This is a genomic window from Streptomyces sp. NPDC101237, assembly GCF_044767465.1.
Lineage (GTDB): Bacteria > Actinomycetota > Actinomycetes > Streptomycetales > Streptomycetaceae > Streptomyces > Streptomyces gramineus.
In genome coordinates this window covers 1-20,057 of sequence record NZ_JBIWNY010000003.1, presented here as the reverse complement: position 1 = coordinate 20,057, position 20,057 = coordinate 1, and the positions used below count along the sequence as shown (strand labels likewise).

Here is a 20,057-nt window from a genome sequence, read left to right as displayed (position 1 = left end):
AGAAGACATTGCCTGTTCCTTTATGTCACATGGTGATCCAAATCGACGGCGCGTTGACGGCCGCTGGTCACCTGACGTCGACGAAGTCGCCCGCGGCGGTGGCCGGGCCGGTGGTGGCGGTGCCGGGGAAGAGGAAGCGGAACCAGCCGTCCGTCCGGGCCGCGACGGTGGTCTTCAGCGCGCCGCCGCTCAAGCTCCTGACGGTCTTCAAGGTGGTGTAGGCGGAGCCGCCCTTGGCCCGGAACTGCAGCCGCACCGGCTGCCCCGCGTAGCCGCCGCGGCCGCCGCGCTCCCAGTCGGCCCGGGTGAGGCGGCCGGTGACCGCGAGCGTCCTGCCCTTCCTCACCGGCTCGGGCGAGGCGTTCACCGTCACCCCGGCGGCCCGCTGGAGACGGGCCGTCGCGACGACGTCGGTCTCCGTCCAGTCGTCGCCGTCGTCCTGCGCCGAGGCGAGCACCTTCCAGGTGCCGGCCAGGGCGTCGTGGCGTAGGTCCCGGGCGGCGTCGACCACGAACGCCACCGTGCAGGTGACGGTGGTGCGGTCGGCGGAGACCGCGGCGCAGGTGCCCGCCGGCGGATAGAGCGGCAGGATGCCGTCGGCGTCGTCGGTGTCGGGGCCGTGCCACAGGTAGGCCCAGGAAGCGGCGACGCCGTCCGGGTCCTGGGCCGTCCAGGCGATCGTCACGGTCCTCCGGGTGGCCGGGCCGAACACGACGTCCTTGCCGCCGTCGACGACGACGTGCGAGAACACCGTGCCGCCGGACGCGGTGCGGGCGGCCGCCGGGACCACGGACGCGGACGAACAGGCGGCAAGGGCAAGCAGGACGGCGGCCGTACGTACTCTCATGGACTCCCCCTCGGGATCGGCGGCCCGGCCGCGGCGCGGCGGGCCTGACGACGGCTCTCGCCTACTGGACACCCCAGACCCCGACCGGGTTGCCCCCGCGTCCTCACCCCGATGTCCCAGACGCGTCCCAGCGGCCCTCCTTCCCCGCAGATCACAGGCGTGCCGGTGTCCCGGCGTCCCGGCCGGACGCAAGCCGGGCCGGTTCGGGACGAGCCCTGCCAGCCTGATGCCGGCCGGGGGATCCCGGTCACCGATTCGAGGGGGAACACCAGATGGGACCAAGGACGCTTCTGCGGGGCCTGACCCTCGCCGTGGCAGCGGTCCTGCCCCTGTACGGGCCGACGGCGGTACAGGCGGCACAGTCCGCCACGGCCGCCGCGGTCGCGGTCTGCGGGCACACCAGCGCACAGCCCACACTGCGGCAGGGATCGACGGGAGACCCGACGACCGAGGCGCAGTGCCAGCTCAACCTGGCGACGAAGCCGAGCCGGTACACGCCGATCGCGGCGGACGGCTCGTTCGGGCCGGCGACCCGGACCCGGGTCGAGGAGTTCCAGCGGTGCGCCGGACTGGGCGCGGACGGCGTGCTCGGCCCGCAGACCTGGGCGGCGCTGAACACCTGGGCCGCGCAGCCGCACACCTGCGCGACCCAGGGCGCGTCGGGCACCGCGCAGACGTCCGTGTGCGGCCACACCGACACCCGCCCGAGCCTGCGGAAGGGCGCGAAGGGCACCGAGGTCGAGGAAGCGCAGTGCCGGCTGAACCTGGCCATGGAGCCCTTCCACTACCCGCCGCTGACGGTCGACGGCGACTTCGGCGGCGGCACCGAGAGCCGGGTCGTCGAGTTCCAGCACTGCGCCGACCTCGGCGCCGACGGCGTCGTCGGCCCCCACACCTGGGCGAAGCTGGCGGACTGGTCCGGCCGCGACGCGTACTGCACGCCGCCGCGACCGGCCGGCCATCCGGTCGACGGACTCGACACCGCCACGTACCAGCACCCCGGCGGCGCGCCCATCGACTGGAAGGCCGTCAAGGCCTCGGGCGTCGAGTTCGCCACGGTCAAGGCCACCCGCGGCCTGAACGTCACCGACGAGTACCTGGCCACCGACCTGCCGGCGGCCCGGGCGGCGGGACTGGCCGTCGCGCCCTACCACTTCTACACGGGCACCGCGGCCGACACCGGCGCCGCGCAGGCCGACCGGTTCGTCGCCGCCGTGCGGGCCACCGGTTACACCGGGCAGCGGGCGGGCGACCTGCCACCCGTGTTCGACCTGGAGCGCATGGACGACGGCTCCGGGCGCTGCCCGGCCTACGGCACGGTCGCCGACGCCAAGGCCTGGCTCGACACGGTGGAGGCGGCCTTCGGCCGGACGCCGGTCATCTACACCCAGAAGTCCTTCCTGGACGACTGCCTGGGCTCGACCACCGCGTTCGCCCGGTATCCGCTGCAGCTCGCCGACTACCGCCAGTCGATCACCGAGCCGCCGGTGCCGAACGGCTCGACGACCTGGACGATGTGGCAGTACACCGACGCCGCGCTGTTCCCGGGCATCAAGGCGCCGGCGACCGCGGACGTCTTCAACGGCACCCAGGACGACCTGGACCGGCTGGCCAACCGCACCGCCGCCACCGTGTCGGCGGCGCCCGCCGCGGCGGCCGCGACGACCTGCTACGGCGGAGCGGTCACGGCGCGGTACGGCGACGTCGTCGACTTCGGCCCGTACTGGACCACCAGCCGCTGCACCGACATCAACATGCGGGTCACCGGCGGAACCGCGGAGTACGTCGACGCCTGCGTGAAGTTCGCGAAGACGGGCGTCTGCAACCACTGGACCAGGGTCGGCCGCGGCTGGACGACCATCGCCACCGACGTCCTGGACGGCACCAGGTTCACGGTGCCCAACGGTGTGCCCCTGGAGGGCGACGACGCCGTCGTGCAGATCGCCTTCTGACCCTTCCTCTCCTCACCCACAGAACGGGGACCACCATGATCCGGAGCAGGATCCTGCCCGCGGCCCTGACCGCCGTGGCCGCCCTGCTGGGAGCGGGCGCCGTGCCCGCCTCCGCGCAGACCTCGGCCGCCGCCACCAGCTGCTACGGCGGTGCGAAGACCCTGACGTACCAATACCAGACGGCCGCCAAGGAATACGGCACCTACACCACGTCCTCGCGGTGCGGCGACATCAACATGCGGCTCGTCACCGACGCGCCGGGCGTGTACCTGGACGCCTGCGTGGTGTTCACCGACCACACCACCAAGTGCAACAACGGTGGCGCGTACACCACACACGGTACCGAGTGGGGCACCGTCGCCACCGACGTCCTGGACGGCACCCACTTCGTCCTGCGCGTGCACGCCTACGACACCGACGCGCAGAACGTGACCTTCCAGATCGCCTACTGACCTCCTCCCGGCGCCGTTCGCGGCGCCGTCCGCGACACGGCTCCCGAAAGGACGCCCATGACCTCCTCCTTCCGTCCCATGGACCGCCGCACCATGCTGCGCGGCACGCTGGCCGCCGGTGCCGGCGTCGCCTTCGGCCAGTTGCTGTTCCCGGGTGTCGCGCGGGCCTACGGGTGGTCGCGCACGCTGACCCAGGGCGCGACCGGTGCCGACGTGACCGAGCTGCAGATCCGGGTCGCCGGCTGGGCGGCGGACAGCGCCGGCCAGACCCGCGTCGGCATCGACGGCGACTTCGGCCCCGGCACGGCCGCCGCCGTACGGCGCTTCCAGGCGGCGTACGGGCTCGGCGTCGACGCCGAGGTCGGCCCCAACACCCAGGCGAAGCTGAACTCGCTGGAGCAGTCCGACGGTTCCACGCTGCACTTCAACTTCAGCGAGTTCGTCAACCAGTCGGACGGCACCTTCAACGGCGGCAAGCTGAGCGCGTCGCAGGTGAAGGAGAACGTCCGCCGCTGCATGTACAAGCTGGAGGCGCTGCGCAAGAAGCTCGGCGACAAGCCGATCACGGTCACCTCCGGCTTCCGCAGCATCGCGCACAACGCCGACATCGGCGGGGCCGGCGACAGCATGCACCTGTACGGCACGGCCGCCGACCTGGACGTGCCGGGCGTGGCCAACAAGACCGTCTACCAGAAGGCGGAGACCTGCGGGTTCTCCGGCCTGGAGACGTACACCGTCGACCACCAGCACGTGGACAGCAGGGCCGACCTCGGCCGGGCCTGGTGGTGGGAGAACGGCACGGTGTGACACCGCTGTCGGGGGAGCGGAGCTCCGGGTGCCGCCGCTTCGGCGCCCGGAGCTCCGCGCGTCAGCGCCGCGGCGTGCCGCTGGGCGTGTTCTTCAGCGCCGCCTCGCAGGAGGGCCAGTCGTGGAAGTCGTGCCGGACGCTCCACAGCCGGTGGGCGGCCCTGATGTTCCAGTCCGGGTCGAACGCCCGCAGCGGGGTGCCGTGCAGGTCCCGCAGCCGCGTGTCGGAGATCTGGAACACGCCCCAGTTGCGGCTGCCGTTGGTGTTGGGCAGCACGTACAGCGGGTCGAGGAACGACGCGCAGCGGGCCACCGCCACGGCGGTGCCGGGGTCCTCGGCGAACACCTCGCGGACCCGTTGCGCCACCTTCGCCGGCGACCAGGTCGTCATGCTCACCCGGTGCGCGTAGAGCGCCTTCTTGGTGGCGTCGTCGACCACGTTGGTGGCGGGCAGACCCGCGAGCACCTGGAAGGCGGTCACCCGGCGCAGCGTCTCCGGTCCGAAGTCCCCGTCGACGGCCAGGCTGCCGTTCGCCCGCGTCAGCAGGGTCTGGACCTCGCGCACGCACTCGTCGTGCTGCCCCATGCTGACCGTCCGGCAGGCGGGCGAGTACAGCAGCCCGCCCCGGGCCGACGGCGCGTCGCCCGAGGAGCTGCCCACGGGCAGCCACACGAACCCGGCGACCAGCACCACCGCGGCCACGGCGGCCAGGATCGCCGACCGCGAGGACAGCCTCTCGGGCAGCCGTGACCGGCGCGGTCCCGCGGCCCGCTCGGGGGTCCTGTCGACGGGTGTCACGTCCCCCGGACCGGGCTCCGCAGCGACGGCCCCACCGGGCTCGTCGGGCTCGTCGGGCTCGTCGGGCTCCGCAGCCCCCTCCCCCGCTCCCGCCTCAACCGCCGCCCCGGTCTCCGGTTCCGCTTCCGGTCCGTGCCCCGGGGCCGCCTCCGGCTGTGTCTGCGCCTGCGGCGTGACGGCCGCGGCCGTCCCGTCCCGGTCGGTGTCCGCCAGCGCCCACAGCCGGTGGAGTTCGCGGAGCTCCTCCGCGCTCGCGCCGCACACCTTGGCGAAGGCGTGCACCACCCGGTAGTCCGCCGGGACGCTGAGACCGGAGCAGTACCGGTGCAGGCTGGAACCGCTGACACCCGCCTCCTTCCCCAGGCGGTCGTACCCCCGGCCGCTGCGGTCCTTCAGCATCCGCAGGCGGGCGGCGAACTTGTCGGTCTGCGGAGAGGCAACCACACGTCCCCCCTTGCTCAAGCCTCCACTGACGGCTAGAAGCTACACCGCGGGAATGGGACGCGTACGTACTTTCGATATCGCCACGGAAACGGTCAACAGCCGTCTTCGGCAAGGTATTTGACAGCGAGTCGACGAGACGGAGATCCGGCGGCCGACCCGCCTGGTCCGCCGCCGGATACGTCGGCAGACCGGTCGTCCGGCGGACACGCGACGCCCATCGCGTTCCGCGGCCATGTCCGCACACGACGAACAGCGGATCCAGGCCGCCGACGACACCGGCGGTCCTCGTCCACGGCCGTGGCCGTTGCCCGGTGCCGTCGCGCAAAAAGCCCGCCGCAGGTGAAAACGTTCCTGCGCGGTAGGAGGTGGTGGGGCGGGTGGGACTCGAACCCACGGCCGACGGATTATGAGTCCTTTGAGGATCTCGGCGATCCTTGCCGATCAACGCTCATCTTTGACGTTCCCACAGGTCAGATAGGGTGAACGTTGTCGGCACCCCTCCGTCCTTGTCGGTTAGTTCCTGTCCTTACGGCCTCAACGAGGCCCCGGACGGCCGAGCCACCATACGAGGGAGCGATCGCGCCAGTTCGGGAGAGACTTCCAAACCCACCCGCGACGGACTGCCCTTCCCCCGAGCAGAGGCGCCGTCTCATGTGTGGGGCGGAGCCTCGGCGGCATGGGCAGGCCCTGACGTCCTCCGTGCAGCGCAGTCGAGCCTGACGCTCTTCGCGGGGCTGTAGGGATACGTCGTCTCGATCAGAGCGCGTCAGCGTGGCCAGTGGCGCAGCACCCCGGGCAGGATCCAGAGGGATTCCCGACAGCGTGCCGTTGTCCATGCACGTCCACGATGCGGCAGCTCAGCGGAGTCCAGCGGTATCACGTGGGACGAAGCGCAGCTCCGGGTATGCCGGGTCCGGGCGGGGTTCGCCCGGCGGCAGCACGGGAGCCAGCGCCTCGAACACCCGCTCCATCACCTGGTCCGTGTACCCGGCCAGAGTGTCCGAAGCCTGCAGCAACACACCCCCCGCCCGCAGCGGGACCACCCGGTGAAAGGCCCCCGAGTTTTCAAGCACCGCAGCGCCGCCGAGCCGTGCCGCCAGCTCCGCCGGACAGACCGTCGTCCAGGCGTAGCCCCGCAGGAACTGTCGGCTCTCTCGCTGTGACGTCCGTGGCTTCCGACTGAGTGCGGCATCGAGATTGGTGAGTTCGTCGAAGTTGCGCCACTCGATGCGACCGAAGGAGGGGTTACTGGTGTCCAGCGCATCGTGCAGGAACTCCACCAGCCTGCGACAGGAGCCCGCGTCGTCAGGGGAATCCACCGCTACCAGGGCCGACGCTCGCCAAATGGAACCGTCCCTGAGGACGTGATAAGAGTTCGCTCGGCCCAGTTCATCCGGTTCTCCGCTGCCCGTGAGAAATGAGAGTCCCGCGCCCCACGGGAACGCGGCAAGGCCCTCCTCGAACTGCGTCCAAGTCTCTGCGACTTTGGGGAAGCGACGGGGGGAGTCATCGATGTGCCGGATGACCCGTGCTTCTGAGACGACCTCTCCTCCACCTCCCGCTTCCGCCTCCACCAAACCCCCGAACAGCCGGGCGCGTGCAGCGCGGAACCACTGCACCAGCGATTCACCCGGGCCCTCCGGAGCCGCGGTGTCGAAGGAAGCTTCGACGTAGACGTTCATTTCGCTCACCTTACTGGCGCCTCAGCAGGCGCCGCCCAGCACACAGGCCGGCCCCTCGGACAGCACCTTTCCGGTACCCCAGATCGTCGCCCACACCACGCCGGTGACCATGGCCGCCAGACCGTACTTGCCCGCATTCACCTCAGGACCGGCGCCCGGGGAGCCGGGGCCGTATGTCCCGGTCGCCGATGGAGTGGGCTCCGCCGTGGGCGTGCGGGTGGGCTCCTCGACGGGTCCGCTGCTGGGCCCCAGCGAAGGACTGGGGGTAGGCCGGGTGCGCTTCTTGTCCGTCCCGTAGAACCTCACGCCGGGAGCACTGTCCGTGGGCCAAACGGCGCCCTTGCCCTGGCCTGAATTGAACAACTGCCGCGGAAGCTTGTCGCCGGCCGCGACGTCGCGTTCGTCACCCACGCTGTCGAAGGGCTCTTCAAGTTTGTTGATGTATCTGGTCAGGTCCTCCGGTCCGTCCTTCTTCCCGTAGTCGGTGTTCGGCTTGACCTCCCAGATGTAGACCCGGTCCTTCGTCCACAGAACCACGTCCGCGTAGCCGTCGTTCTTTTTGCTCCTGCCGTCACTCGCCCCGCGGATGGCGTTGGCGGTGCTTCCGCCCTTGCCTACGTCGACCGTGACGTATCCGTCGATGTGGTGCTGTTTGGCCCATGTAGATGCGGCGAACCCGCTGGCACACACAGCCGCATCATGAGCGGTCGCCTGGAAGGCCAGGCAATTGCCGAGATTGGTATGCCCGTCGCTGCGTACGACCGTTGTCCCGCCGCCGTTGCCGTCGCCACTGGAGGCGCCACCGCCCGTCGTACCGCTGTTGCCCGAGTCCCCGCCGCCTTCTCCGCCCTTGTTGACGGTGTCGATGGTGTCCCTGGTGCAGCTGTAGTTGGAGGGGCCGCAGCTTTCGAGGCCGGTGGGGTCGCTCCCCGTGACGGGGTTGTTTTTCGCGTAGGCGCACCCGTTCATCTGGAGCGGGTCGGCGATGTCGAAGACCGGGTCGGCGGAGACGAAACGGCCGGTGTTCTGACCGACGGGCTACTGGAAGGACGCCCTGATCACCCACCTCGGTGACAGCTACCACGGTGACGGGGTCCAGGACCTCATAGCCCGCCTGGGAGGCAAGCTCTGGCTCTACCCGGGCGACGGCTACGGCGCGGTCAACGTCGACCGGCGCCAGGAGATCTACCTGCCGTCCACCGCCCCCGACCCGGCCACGTACAGCCAGATACTCTCCGCCGGTGACATCACCGCCGACGGTAACCCCGACCCGTTCGTCATCACCGCCGCCGGCCAACTCTGCGTGTTCACGGGCTACGAAGGGGGCTCCTACAAGGCCGCCACCAGACTCGCCTCGTCAGCATGGGCCGACCACGATCTCGTCAGTGTCCAGGACGTCACCGGCGACAACGTCGCCGACCTGCTCTACCGCACCAACCTCAGCGACCGCCTCCTGCTCCGCACCGGCAAAGCGGCCACCAGCGGCGGTGGCGTCGACCTGCAACGCCACCAAGGCCCCTGGCCGCCGCAGCCCCGGCAGCTCTCCTGGCCATCGCGGTGTGATGAGGGCCTGCGGTGAACCTCACCAGGAACCGCTCCTGTGCCCGCACCGCCCACGCCAGGCGTCGGCCCTGCACATCGCCGTGGCCGCATTCGGTCCCGGCAGTTCCTGTGAGCCGGCCCGGGCGGCATCGCCGACACGACGGAACACAGTCGCAGCAGGGCTCAGCCGAACTCACCCCGCTGACTGCCGTCCCTACAGGTCAGAGGGGCATCAGCCGACTCGGACCGATCTGGTACCGAACTCGCGGGCAGCGGTTCCAGTCCGCTCAGTCAAAGTTGACGATCCGACACCCAGAAACGAGCGTGACCGCAGGTCAGCGACCTGCAGTGGTGGGGCGGGTGGGACTCGAACCCACGGCCGACGGATTATGAGTCCTTTGAGGATCTTGGCGGCCCTTGTCGATCAACGTCGATCCATGACGTTTTCGCAGATCAGCGGGATTGATCGTTGACGGCTGAGTACGGCCCTTGTCGGTCCGTGCCTGTCCTTGTGGCCCCTGTTCGGCCCCTGAGCGCCTTTGCCGGACGCCGTAGGTCCGCGTCAGCCAGCCTCCCTCAGCGTGACGAGCGGACCGGAACCGGCTCGCAGCGGATCAGCTTTCCAACGCCAAAGGTTCCGGTCCGAGTTGCCGGACCGGAGCCGCACTGCCGAGCAGGCAGAGCACCGGGCTCAGACAGCGTAAAGAGACGCTCCATGCAGAGGCATCATCACGGACGCGCACTTCAGCCGTGGTAGAGCACGCGGACGGCGTAGGCGTCGGCCGGGAGGCCGATCAGGTAGTCGTTGAAGTAGCGGCGCCGCTCGGCGTTCGCGACATCCAGCCAGCGGCCGTCCAGGGTGAGGAGGGCGTTCGAGGGCAGGATGGTGTCGGCGATTTCCTGTGCGTACGCTTCGAGCTCGCCGGTCAGGCGGGCGGCCGGGTCGCCGCCGATCAGCTCCCGGAGCTCGGGGTTGTTCCTGAGCGCCACGATGGCCGGCTGGGTTCGGTAGTCCTCCAGGACCTGTGCCTGCGGGTAGTTCTCGGGGTCGGCAAAGTGTCTGGCCCAGAAGTGACTCGACGGCCGGGTCGGCGGGTAGGCCTTGGCGAAATCCCGCCACGCTTCGAAGGCTCGGCGTGCTTCGGCGGCCGCCTGCGCACGCGGCGTTTCCAGATCCAGCAGCGCGCGTGGCCCGCCGTCGCAGAGTGCCGGCGGAACGTTGCGCGGCTCTCCGGACAGGGCTTTGGCACCCCGGATGAGGCGCGGGTCGTCCTCATGCCCCGGAACGACCAGGAACTCGATGCCCCGGCCGTCGATCCGCCAGTAGTCCCACCAGGTCTCGACGTCCGGATCACCGACCCCGACATCGCGGTTGTAGTCGAACGGTGCCATCGCCGCACCGATGGCCTCAACGACGTCCCCCGGGTCGCACAGGGGGATGCACACCGTCACTCGCTCTTTTGCCATAGCTCTTTCCTCGGTCTCCTTCCGACGCCCATGCTCACATCATCGGCGGTGGGTCACAGGAAACGAGCCAACCGTCGCAGCCGCGCTGCCACGAGCGGGTGGCGTCCCAGATCATGTACAGGTCCCCGATCACCCCGAGACCGCCCATGAGCTTGCCCATGCGGCTACCTCCGCCACCCGTCCTCGACGTGGAAGGTGCGTGGGGCACGCTGGGTGCCTTCTCCGTGACCTCGCCGGGAACGATGCGGATAGTGCCGCCGTCGATCTTGCGGATCAACGGCTGGACGCGATGCGTGTCGAACGAGCCGTCCGGCCAGATCACGCGGACGTGCTTGTTGCCGACAAACCTGTCCCGGATCGCCTCGGCTTCGGCCTGGCTCTTGGCGACGTAGACGACGTTCTGGGTCTGCCCCTTGGCCTGGGCATCCATCTTCCGCGCCACGGTCTTGGCCGTGTTGTCGGGGTTGAACTCCTTATTGTTGCTCTCGTTGGCGTCCCAGGAGTCGACTCTGACGATCTTCCCGTTCTTCCAGGTGACCTTGATGAAGTCACAGGTGGTGCCGACTGCCACATGGTCGCCGTTGGCGCCGTGCCACAACGCCTTCTGCTTGATGACGCCGTTGTTCTCGTCCTGCCACAGGTACTGACAACCGCTGCCGTTGTGGGAACCGTCGGAATACTTGCCGGCGTTCCGCAGATCCTCGTTCATGTAGTCGAACGCCACTTGCTCCGAGGGCTTGTCGGACCTCACACCCAGCGTGTGCGGGACGCCCCGCTCGTCGTAGATGACGTCGCGCCCTTTGACCGTGCCCCTGGTGAGGGCACGGTCGGAGTCGACCTCTTCGTGCGGCTTCGCCGAGACGATCCGCCCGCCCTGGCAGACCGCCGTGCCCTCCCAGCACTCGACGGGCTGCAGACCGTCCGGGTCGCTCTTGGTGACCGGGTTGTTGTCGGCGTAGGAATATCCGTTGATCTGCAGCGGGTCGGACGGGTCGATGACCGGGTCGGCGGAGAGGAAGCGGCCGGTGGACTGGTCGTACTCGCGGGCGCCGAGGTGGGTCAGGCCGGTGGACGTGTCGTCGATTCCAGTGCGCAGGTAGGAGCGCCGGTTGGGCCAGCTGGACGGTTGGCTGCCGCGCGTCTCACCGAAGGGCTTCGAGAAGCGGCGGGTGACGGGCTGTCCACTGGCCTCGTCCACCGCAGTGGTGGCGGTGCCGAGCTGGTCGGTGAGGAGGATGCTCAGCCGGTGACCGGTGGTGCTGCCGTACTTGGTGGAGCGGACCACCGTGGGTGGTAAAGGCTCTTGTCGGACGTGCGGACGGTGAACTTCTGCGCGCTGCTTCCGTCACAGGTGGCCAGCACGATCTTGGTTCCGTTCGCGGTGCCGGAAGCACTGGCGCACTTGCCGAAGATCCGCAGCGTGTCGCCGGACGTCCGCCACTGCTGGGCGCGGGAGTTGTTGCACCGGCAGAGCTGGACGGGGTTGCCGTCGGCGGCGGATCCGTTGGCGTCGTCCAGGCACTTGCCGGACAGGCCGACGATCGCTCCAGCACCGTCACCGAAGCCCTTGACCTCGGTGACCTTGTCCTCGGCGCTCCAGGCAAGGTTCTGCGTGCCGCCGGGCAGCGTCCTGGTCTCGGCGTTGCCGACCGCTGTGTAGGTGTAGCTCGACGCGGTGCCCGCGGCAGGGGTGACCTTGGTCAGGGTGTGCGGTTGCGTGAGCGTGCCGCCGGTGCCCTGGGTGCCGTAGCCGTAGACGCTCTTGACGTCCTTGGCCGTGTCGGCGGCGTCGTGCTCGGTGAGGCTCGCCCGGTTGCCGATCGCGTCGAAGGTGAAGGACTGCCAGTAGGCGGTGGTGTCGGTGGAGACCGTGCCGGTGGCGGGCGCGGCGGCGTTCAGCGACGCCGCCATGTCGCTGTCGGGCGCGGTGGCGTCCGTGGCGGAGTCCGATGCCTCTGCGATGGGGCCGGCCGAGGACTGGCCGTCCTGCCGGTAGCCCCAGGCACTGCCACTCGCGGACTTGCAGCCGGTGCCGGCGGTGCCCACGGCCATCGAGGAGGTCCAGGCGTGGACCATCTCACCCAGGTAGTCGTAGGTGAAACACTGGTTCTCCCAGGTGCTCGTCGACCCGGTCGCGGGGCGGGTGGTACAGCCCCCACTCGGGATATGTCGGCCCTCTGTGGCTCTTGTCGATGTGTTCCTGTCCTTGTGGCCCCTCAATGGCCCCTGCGGATGTCAGGGACAGGCGCTTACCACAGCGGCCGCCGTTCCCGCCCTGTTCAGCCAAGGGGATGGAACCATCGCACAGCGGATTCGCTTACCGGTGCGCCGATGCTCCACCCCTGATCCCGGGGTGGAGCATCGTCCCTGACGTCAAGAGGCGAGCTTGCCCAGGACTGCGCATGACCTTGGGCGCAACGTGCCGATCGGGTCAGCCGAGGACGTAGGTCTCATCGCCGAAGTCTGCGACGATCTTCAGCTTGCCTCCGAGCGCCTTGACGTAGGCAGCGAGAGTGTCGACCTCACTGCGCTCCAGTTGCCCCTTCTCAATGCGTGAGACGCGAGCCTGGGTGACACCCATCGCTTCGGCAACCTGGACCTGCGTGGTGTGCTGCCGCTTCCGCAACTCGGCAAGGCGGTGCACACGAGAGGCCAGGACCATCGCCTGCGCCCCCTTCTGGATCTCATCCTTCTCGGCATCAGTGAAGGCGAAATCCTCGGCCAGGTCCCCCCAGGAGACGGCCTGCGGGTCCTTGAGGTGATCAGTCATCGAGCCCCGTCCTCTCCATCGATTCGCTTCAGATGCTCCGCGTACGCCTGCTCCGCCTGGGGCACCGCGACTCGGTACCAGCCGGACCAGTTGCCCGCCTTGTCACCACCGACCAGGATCACGGCCTGCCGGTCCGGGTCGAACACGAACAGCAACCGCACTTCCGTGGCCCCTGCCGAGCCGGGGCGGAGCTCCTTGAGGTTCGGCAGCACCGAGCCCTTGATCGTGTCCACCAGAGGCCGGCCCAGCGCGGGACCTTCCTCCTGAAGGGCCGTGACAGCCTGGCTGACCTGAATCAGCGTGTCGCGGTCAGTACGGCGCAGGCCATGAAGCCAGGAAAGAGCCGGCTCGACCACGACAATCTTCCAAGCCATGCACGCGCCCCCATCTGCATGTTATTACACTGACAGCATACACCACTGACGTCATAGTCGCAGTGGCTGCGGTTCCCGCAGTCACTCCCGTACTCGACGGCACACCCCGAAGGAGAGAATCGTCCCCACACGTGGCCGGGCAGTGCTGGAATCCGACGCGAGGGCCCGCCCGGAGAGCTTGACCGCGAAGGGGGCGGCGGCTGGAACTGGGACCGGCTACGTCGGACGCCCACGGTCCACTTCCGCACTCCAGAAGGCAGGACTGTCTTCTGTGGCCCGAGTCTCGGGGTGCTGCGGCCCAAGCACACGCAACTGATCAGCAAGCAACGGAGAGCTGCGGCTGCGCCGACGGGGTCGCCGACCCTGCCAATCCCATGGGCGAGGTGGTGGCGTGCGGAGAAGGTGTGAGAAGGCTCGGGCCCCAGCACGCGCAGCCAGTCAGCCAACACCTACAGGCCGGAGGGGCATCAGCCGACTCGGACCGATCTGGTACCGAACTCGCGGGCAGCGGTTCCAGTCCGCTCAGTCAAAGTTGACGATTCGACACCCAGAAACGAGCGTGACCGCAGGTCAGCGATCTGCACTGGTGGGGCGGGTGGGACTCGAACCCACGGCCGACGGATTATGAGTCCGCTGCTCTAACCGGCTGAGCTACCGCCCCATAGCGGCGTGTCGCGTACAAGTGTGCGCGCCGTCTGCCGCAGCATAGCCGCTCATACGATCTCCTGCTTCGGATGGTCGGCTTCTGCGACGCTCACGACCTTGAGGACATCGGCGCAGGCCCAGCGGTTCCCGCGGGTACGGAACGGACATGAAAAAGGACCCCCGAAGGGGCCCTCGTTCAGCATGCTCCCCCGACTGGACTCGAACCAGTAACCTGCCGGTTAACAGCCGGCTGCTCTGCCAATTGAGCTACGGAGGACCGAGCTCCCCCGACTGGACTCGAACCAGTAACCTGCCGGTTAACAGCCGGCTGCTCTGCCAATTGAGCTACGGAGGAATGCCTCGTTGCATCGAACGTACCTACCTGGGTATTCGCCAGTGGGCGCCCGCTCGCTGCGACACATACATTAGCGCAAGCAGGGGGGTGCTCCGCCAATCGGTACTCCCCGACGAGACTCCCCCCGAGGGAAGGGTGGCCGCAATGCGCTACAAGCTCACGTTCGTCGCCGGGCTCGCTCTTGGTTACGTGCTGGGTACCAGGGCCGGACGCGAGCGATACGAGCAGCTGAAGAAGTCCGCCCGCCAGGTCGCCCAGAACCCGGCGGTCCGCAACACCGCCGAGACCGCCGCCCAGCAGGGCCGGGTCTACGCGGGCAAGGCATTCCACTCGGTCAGCTCAAAGGTCGGGGACCACGTGCCCGACTCGGTGACGGCCCGGGTCCGGTCCCTGCGCGAACGCAACACCAACGGCGCGGCGCCGGACGACTGGGGCAGCGGCACCGCCTGACCGCACCGCGTCCGCACCCGCGGTACCGCACGCGCCGCCCCGGAAGGCGCCCGCAGGGCGAACCACGGCGGCGCGTGCGGCAGAATTTCGGGCATGGGGATAGTCGCCGGGTTGGACAGCTCACCGGATTTCACGCGCATCGTGGTCTGCGACACGGACACGGGTGCGGTGCTCCGCCAGGGATACGCACCACATCCGGTCGACGCACCGGACGGCGCGGCGCGGCCCAGTGACGTCGACCCGCAGGCCTGGCTGCTCTCGCTCGGCGAGGCGGCCGGCGGCGGACTGCTGGAGGGCGTGCAGGCCATCGGCGTCTCCGCGCAGCAGAACGCGCTGATCCCGCTGGACGCCCAGGGCAACACCGTCCGCCCGGCGATCGTCGGCGGCGACCGGCGCGCCCAGGTCGCGGCGGCCGATCTCGTCGACGCGCTCGGCGGCCGGGAGGCGTGGGCGCAGGCGGTGGGCTGCGTGCCGCAGGCCGCGCAGCCGGTGACCAAGCTGCGCTGGCTGGCCAAGGCGGAGCAGGAGAACGCCCGGCGCACCGCCGGACTGCTCCAGGCCCACGACTGGCTGGTGTGGCAGCTGCTCGGGCGGCCCGTGCGCAGGACCACCGACCGCGGCGGCGCCTCCGGGACCGGCTACTGGTCGGCCGCCACCGGCGGCTACCGTCCCGACCTCGTCGAACTGGCCCTCGGCCACCAGGCCATGCTGCCCGAGGTGATCGGGCCCGCCGACGCGGCCGGTACGACCCCGGAGGGGCTGCTGATCTCCGCGGGGACCGGCGAGACCATGGCCGCCGCCTTCGGGCTGGGGCTGGGCTTCGGGGACGCGGTGGTCTCCCTGGGCGCCTCCGGGTCCGTGATGGCGGTGCATCCGGAGGCGCTCGCCGACACCTCCGGGATGATCACGTCGCTGGCCGACGCCACCGGGATGCACCTGCCGGTGGTGACCACCCTGAACGCGGTGCGGACCCTGCGCGGGACCGCCGAACTGCTCGGCCTCCCCGACCTGGAGAGCCTGTCCGACCTCGCGATGAAGTCGACGCCGGGCTCGCACGGCCTGGTCATGCTGCCGTACCTGGAGGGCGAGCGGACGCCGAACCTGCCGCACACCGCCGGGACGCTGGCCGGGCTGCGCCGGGAGTCCATGAAGGCCGAGCACCTCGCGCGGGCCGCGTTCGAGGGCATGCTGTGCGGGCTCGCCGACGCGCTGGACGTGCTGCGCGGCCGGGGCGTGGAGGTGCGGCGGATCTTCCTGCTGGGGAAGGCCGCCGAGCTGCCCGCCGTCCAGGCGGCGGCGCCGATGCTGTTCGGCGCGCAGGTCGTCGTACCGCAGCCGGCGGACTACGCGGCGATCGGGGCGGCCCGGCAGGCGGCCTGGGCGCTCGGGGTCTCGCAGGGGACCCTGGATCCGCGGACCCCGCCCGTCTGGCAGGGCGCGGCGGCCCAGGTGCTGGAGCCCGGGGACGAACTGGCGGTCGGGCAGGCGGTGCGGCAGCAGTTCGTGTCGGTGCGGGAGCAGACCCATCCGGGGGCGTTCCGGGCGTAAACCGCATGAAGCGCCTGTCCGCCGTCAGGTTAATCGGTTGAGGTAACGCGGGTGGAGTGTCGGACGATAGGGGCCTAGGGCAAGCGATCCCGCCTTCCGGGCAAGCGAACCCGCCCCCACCGCCGACTCCGAGAGACCCAGCGTGCTCATACGACTTCTGCGGACCTATCTCAGGCCCTACAGGAAACCCATCTCGATCCTGGTGCTGCTGCAGTTCCTGCAGACCTGCGCCACTCTCTACCTGCCCACGCTCAACGCGCACATCATCGACAACGGCGTCGTGAAGGGTGACACGGATTACATCCTGTCGTTCGGCGGCCTGATGATCGGCATCTCGCTCGCACAGGTGGTGTGCAACATCGGTGCCGTCTACTACGGCGCCAGGACCGCGTCGGCGCTCGGCCGGGACGTCCGCGCCGCCGTCTTCGACCGGGTGCAGTCCTTCTCCGCGCGTGAGGTGGGTCACTTCGGAGCACCCTCCCTCATCACCCGTACGACCAATGACGTACAGCAGGTCCAGATGCTGGTCCTGATGACGTTCACGCTGATGGTGTCGGCGCCCATCATGTGTGTCGGCGGCATCGTCCTCGCTCTCGGCCTGGACGTACCGCTGTCCGGGGTCCTGGTCGCCGTCGTCCCCGTGCTCGGCATCTCCGTGACCCTGATCGTGCGCCGGCTGCGGCCGCTGTTCCGGGCCATGCAGGTACGGCTCGACACCGTGAACCGGGTGCTGCGCGAGCAGATCACCGGCAACCGGGTGATCCGCGCGTTCGTCCGCGACGAGTACGAGCAGGGCCGGTTCGGCGGGGCCAACAAGGACCTGACCCAGATGCAGCTGGCCACCGGCAACATGCTCGCGCTGATGTTCCCGATCGTCATGACGACCGTGAACGTGTCCTCGATCGCCGTGGTCTGGTTCGGCGCCCACCGCATCGACAGCGGCCAGATGGCGATCGGCGACCTGACGGCCTTCCTCGCCTACCTGATGCAGATCGTGATGTCCGTGATGATGGCCACCTTCATGTTCATGATGGTGCCGCGCGCGGAGGTCTGCGCCGAGCGCATCGAGGAGGTCCTGGACACCGAGTCCAGCGTCGTCCCGCCGCTCGCCCCGGTCACCGAACTGCGCCGGCACGGTCATCTGGAGATCCGGGCCGCCGGGTTCCGCTATCCGGGGGCCGAGGAGCCGGTGCTCAAGGCCGTCGACCTGGTCGCCAGGCCCGGTGAGGTGACCGCCGTCATCGGCTCCACCGGCAGCGGCAAGTCCACGCTGCTCGGACTGGTCGCGCGGCTCTTCGACGCCACCGACGGCCAGGTCCTCGTGGACGGCGAGGACGTCTCGGGCCTCGCCCCCGAACTGCTCGCGCAGACCGTCGGCATGGTTCCCCAGAAGCCCTACCTGTTCGCCGGCACCGTGGCGACCAACCTGCGGTACGGGAACCCGGACGCCACCGACGAGGAGCTGTGGCACGCGCTGGAGGTGGCGCAGGCCAAGGGCTTCGTCGAGAAACTGGAAGGCGGTCTGAACGCGCCCATCGCCCAGGGCGGCACCAACGTCTCCGGCGGCCAGCGCCAGCGTCTGGCGATCGCCCGTACGCTCGTGCAGCGCCCGGAGATCTACCTCTTCGACGACTCCTTCTCCGCCCTCGACTACGCGACCGACGCCGCCCTGCGCGCCGCGCTCGCCGAGGAGACGGCGGAGGCGACCGTCGTCATCGTCGCCCAGCGGGTGGCGACCATCAGGGAGGCCGACCGGATCGTCGTCCTCGACGAGGGACGGGTCGTCGGCACCGGCCGCCACCACGAACTCATGGCCGGCAACGAGACCTACCGGGAGATCGTGCTCTCCCAGCTGACGGAAGCGGAGGCTGCCTGATGGCCGGGCCCATGGGACGCATGATGGCCGGGGGCGGCCCCGACCAGCGCTCGATGGACTTCAAGAACTCGGGCAAGCGGCTTCTCGCCCGGTTCAAGCCGGAACAGCTCACGATCTACGTGCTGCTGTTCTGCGTGGTCGCGAGCGTCACCCTCAGCGTGATCGGCCCCAAGATCCTGGGCCGCGCCACCGACCTGGTCTTCGCCGGTGTCATCGGCAAGCAGATGCCGGCCGGGGCCACCAAGGAGCAGGTCCTCCAGGGCATGCACGAGCGCGGCCAGGGCGCGATCGCCGACATGCTGGGGAGCACCGACTTCACGCCGGGCAAGGGCATCGACTTCGGCCGGGTCGGCGACGTCCTGCTCTTCGCGCTGTGCACGTACGTCGTCGCCGGCCTGCTGATGGCGGTGGCGACCCGGCTGGTCAACCGGTCGGTCAACCGCACGATGTACCGGCTGCGCGAGGACGTCCAGGCGAAGCTGTCGCGGCTCCCGCTGTCCTACTTCGACAAGCGGCAGCGCGGCGAGGTGCTCTCCCGGGCGACCAACGACATCGACAACATCGGCCAGACGCTCCAGCAGTCGATGGGCCAGCTCATCAACTCGCTGCTGACCATCATCGGCGTGCTCGCGGTGATGTTCTGGGTGTCCTGGATCCTGGCGCTGGTGGCGCTGTGCACGGTGCCGCTGTCGTTCCTGATCGCCACCCGCATCGGGAAGCGCTCGCAGCCGCACTTCGTGCAGCAGTGGCGCACCACCGGCAAGCTCAACGCCCATGTGGAGGAGATGTACACCGGGCACACCCTGGTGAAGGTCTTCGGCCGCCAGCACGAGTCGGCGCAGCAGTTCGCCGAGCAGAACGAGGCGCTGTACGAGGCCGGGTTCAAGGCGCAGTTCAACAGCGGGGTGATGCAGCCGCTGATGATGTTCGTGTCGAACCTGAACTACGTGCTGGTGGCGGTCGTCGGCGGTCTGCGGGTGGCCTCGGGCGCGCTGTCGATCGGTGACGTGCAGGCGTTCGTCCAGTACTCCCGGCAGTTCTCGATGCCGCTGACCCAGGTCGCCTCGATGGCCAACCTGGTGCAGTCCGGTGTCGCGTCGGCCGAGCGGATCTTCGAACTCCTCGACGCCGAGGAGCAGGAGGCCGACCCGGTGCCGGGCGAGCGTCCCTCGGAGCTGCGCGGGCGGGTGGCGCTGGAGCACGTGTCGTTCCGGTACGACCCGGAGAAGCCGCTCATCGAGGACCTCTCGCTGACGGTGGAGCCGGGCCACACGGTGGCGATCGTCGGCCCGACCGGCGCCGGCAAGACCACCCTGGTCAACCTGCTGATGCGGTTCTACGAGGTCTCCGGCGGCCGGATCACCCTGGACGGCGTCGACATCACGCGGATGTCCCGGGACGACCTGCGGGCCGGGATCGGCATGGTCCTCCAGGACACCTGGCTGTTCGGCGGCACGATCGCGGAGAACATCGCCTACGGCTCCTCCCGCGAGGTCACCCGGGGCGAGATCGAGGAGGCGGCGCGGGCGGCCCACGCGGACCGGTTCGTGCGGACCCTGCCGGACGGCTACGACACGGTGATCGACGACGAGGGCACGGGCGTCAGCGCCGGTGAGAAGCAGCTCATCACCATCGCGCGGGCGTTCCTGTCCGACCCGACGATCCTGGTCCTGGACGAGGCGACGTCCTCGGTCGACACCCGTACCGAGGTGCTGATCCAGAAGGCGATGGCCAAGCTGGCCCACGGGCGGACGTCGTTCGTCATCGCCCACCGGCTGTCGACGATCCGCGACGCCGACACCATCCTGGTGATGGAGAACGGCTCGATCGTCGAACAGGGCGCCCACGCCGACCTGCTGGCGGCGGACGGCGCGTACGCGCGGCTGTACAAGGCCCAGTTCGCGCAGGCGGTGGCCGAGGTGGACTAGCCCGGTCCGGACGGGACGCGGAAGGGGGGGGGCCCCCGGGGGGGCCCCCCCCCCGGGGGTGAGGGCAAGGGGGCCCCCCAGCGGGGGGGGGCAGGGAGGGGGGGGGGGGGGGTTTTGGG

At 69.6% G+C, this 20,057-nt stretch carries 17 protein-coding genes and 3 tRNA genes; 8 read left to right on the top strand and 12 right to left on the bottom strand.

The window, feature by feature from the left end; translation table 11 throughout:
• Positions 1–67: 67 nt before the first annotated feature.
• Positions 68–847 carry a hypothetical protein gene (locus ACIRQ9_RS05940; RefSeq protein WP_404167588.1) on the bottom strand — a complete coding sequence of 260 codons (780 nt, stop codon included), beginning with the start codon at positions 845–847 and terminating at the stop codon, positions 68–70.
• Between the two features lie 272 nt (positions 848–1,119).
• Between ACIRQ9_RS05940 and ACIRQ9_RS05935 the strand changes: the two genes are divergently transcribed.
• Genes ACIRQ9_RS05935 through ACIRQ9_RS05925 form a run of 3 tightly spaced genes read left to right on the top strand, consistent with a single transcriptional unit; the run spans position 1,120 to position 4,058 of the window.
• Positions 1,120–2,799, top strand: coding sequence for a GH25 family lysozyme (locus ACIRQ9_RS05935; RefSeq protein WP_404167586.1), 1,680 nt, complete (start codon positions 1,120–1,122; stop codon positions 2,797–2,799).
• Between the two features lie 35 nt (positions 2,800–2,834).
• Complete coding sequence (locus tag ACIRQ9_RS05930) at positions 2,835–3,251, top strand: hypothetical protein (protein ID WP_404167584.1); 417 nt, start codon at positions 2,835–2,837, stop codon at positions 3,249–3,251.
• Between the two features lie 57 nt (positions 3,252–3,308).
• Positions 3,309–4,058 carry a D-Ala-D-Ala carboxypeptidase family metallohydrolase gene (locus ACIRQ9_RS05925; RefSeq protein WP_404167582.1) on the top strand — a complete coding sequence of 250 codons (750 nt, stop codon included), beginning with the start codon at positions 3,309–3,311 and terminating at the stop codon, positions 4,056–4,058.
• 61 nt (positions 4,059–4,119) lie between these two features.
• Here the strand turns inward: ACIRQ9_RS05925 and ACIRQ9_RS05920 are convergent, their stop codons facing one another.
• The 3 genes from ACIRQ9_RS05920 to ACIRQ9_RS05910 form a co-directional block, all read right to left on the bottom strand.
• The gene (locus tag ACIRQ9_RS05920) at positions 4,120–5,301 is read right to left on the bottom strand and encodes a helix-turn-helix domain-containing protein (protein ID WP_404167580.1); all 1,182 of its coding nucleotides are present in this window, start codon (positions 5,299–5,301) and stop codon (positions 4,120–4,122) included.
• 857 nt (positions 5,302–6,158) lie between these two features.
• The gene (locus ACIRQ9_RS05915; RefSeq protein ID WP_404167578.1) at positions 6,159–6,983 is read right to left on the bottom strand and encodes a hypothetical protein; all 825 of its coding nucleotides are present in this window, start codon (positions 6,981–6,983) and stop codon (positions 6,159–6,161) included.
• A 21-nt stretch (positions 6,984–7,004) separates the two neighbouring features.
• Entirely contained in the window at positions 7,005–7,952 is a 948-nt protein-coding gene (locus ACIRQ9_RS05910) for a hypothetical protein (RefSeq protein ID WP_404167576.1), read from the bottom strand.
• Between the two features lie 334 nt (positions 7,953–8,286).
• On the opposite strand from ACIRQ9_RS05910, the gene ACIRQ9_RS05905 reads away from it, so the two are divergent.
• Complete coding sequence (locus ACIRQ9_RS05905; RefSeq protein WP_404167574.1) at positions 8,287–8,562, top strand: hypothetical protein; 276 nt, start codon at positions 8,287–8,289, stop codon at positions 8,560–8,562.
• A 707-nt stretch (positions 8,563–9,269) separates the two neighbouring features.
• Here the strand turns inward: ACIRQ9_RS05905 and ACIRQ9_RS05900 are convergent.
• From ACIRQ9_RS05900 to ACIRQ9_RS05865, 8 genes are all read right to left on the bottom strand, one after another.
• Positions 9,270–9,992: a hypothetical protein gene (locus tag ACIRQ9_RS05900; protein ID WP_404167572.1), complete on the bottom strand. Its 723-nt coding sequence runs from the start codon at positions 9,990–9,992 to the stop codon at positions 9,270–9,272.
• A 34-nt stretch (positions 9,993–10,026) separates the two neighbouring features.
• Positions 10,027–11,277 carry an RHS repeat domain-containing protein gene (locus tag ACIRQ9_RS05895; protein ID WP_404167570.1) on the bottom strand — a complete coding sequence of 417 codons (1,251 nt, stop codon included), beginning with the start codon at positions 11,275–11,277 and terminating at the stop codon, positions 10,027–10,029.
• The gene (locus ACIRQ9_RS05890) at positions 11,232–12,068 is read right to left on the bottom strand and encodes a ricin-type beta-trefoil lectin domain protein (RefSeq protein WP_404167568.1); all 837 of its coding nucleotides are present in this window, start codon (positions 12,066–12,068) and stop codon (positions 11,232–11,234) included. The genes ACIRQ9_RS05895 and ACIRQ9_RS05890 overlap by 46 nt, the downstream gene beginning before the upstream one ends.
• A 355-nt stretch (positions 12,069–12,423) precedes the next feature.
• On the bottom strand, positions 12,424–12,762 hold the full coding sequence (locus ACIRQ9_RS05885) for an XRE family transcriptional regulator (protein WP_360238400.1): 339 nt from the start codon (positions 12,760–12,762) through the stop codon (positions 12,424–12,426).
• The gene (locus ACIRQ9_RS05880; protein ID WP_328771811.1) at positions 12,759–13,136 is read right to left on the bottom strand and encodes a type II toxin-antitoxin system RelE/ParE family toxin; all 378 of its coding nucleotides are present in this window, start codon (positions 13,134–13,136) and stop codon (positions 12,759–12,761) included. The genes ACIRQ9_RS05885 and ACIRQ9_RS05880 overlap by 4 nt, the downstream gene beginning before the upstream one ends.
• Before the next feature lie 584 nt (positions 13,137–13,720).
• Positions 13,721–13,797, bottom strand: a tRNA-Ile gene (locus ACIRQ9_RS05875).
• 188 nt (positions 13,798–13,985) lie between these two features.
• Positions 13,986–14,058, bottom strand: a tRNA-Asn gene (locus tag ACIRQ9_RS05870).
• A gap of 5 nt (positions 14,059–14,063) precedes the next feature.
• Positions 14,064–14,136 (bottom strand) — tRNA-Asn (locus tag ACIRQ9_RS05865).
• A gap of 144 nt (positions 14,137–14,280) precedes the next feature.
• Here ACIRQ9_RS05865 and ACIRQ9_RS05860 point away from each other — a divergent pair.
• The 4 genes from ACIRQ9_RS05860 to ACIRQ9_RS05845 all read left to right on the top strand — a co-directional run bounded on the left by ACIRQ9_RS05860 (position 14,281) and on the right by ACIRQ9_RS05845 (position 19,938).
• Entirely contained in the window at positions 14,281–14,586 is a 306-nt protein-coding gene (locus ACIRQ9_RS05860) for a YtxH domain-containing protein (RefSeq protein WP_404167566.1), read from the top strand.
• Positions 14,587–14,679: 93 nt separating this feature from the next.
• Positions 14,680–16,134 carry an FGGY-family carbohydrate kinase gene (locus ACIRQ9_RS05855; RefSeq protein WP_404167564.1) on the top strand — a complete coding sequence of 485 codons (1,455 nt, stop codon included), beginning with the start codon at positions 14,680–14,682 and terminating at the stop codon, positions 16,132–16,134.
• A gap of 142 nt (positions 16,135–16,276) precedes the next feature.
• Positions 16,277–18,010, top strand: a complete 1,734-nt coding sequence (locus ACIRQ9_RS05850; protein WP_404167562.1) for an ABC transporter ATP-binding protein — start codon at positions 16,277–16,279, stop codon at positions 18,008–18,010.
• Entirely contained in the window at positions 18,010–19,938 is a 1,929-nt protein-coding gene (locus ACIRQ9_RS05845) for an ABC transporter ATP-binding protein (protein ID WP_404167560.1), read from the top strand. Before ACIRQ9_RS05850 ends, ACIRQ9_RS05845 begins: the two co-directional genes overlap by 1 nt.
• Positions 19,939–20,057: the final 119 nt, after the last annotated feature.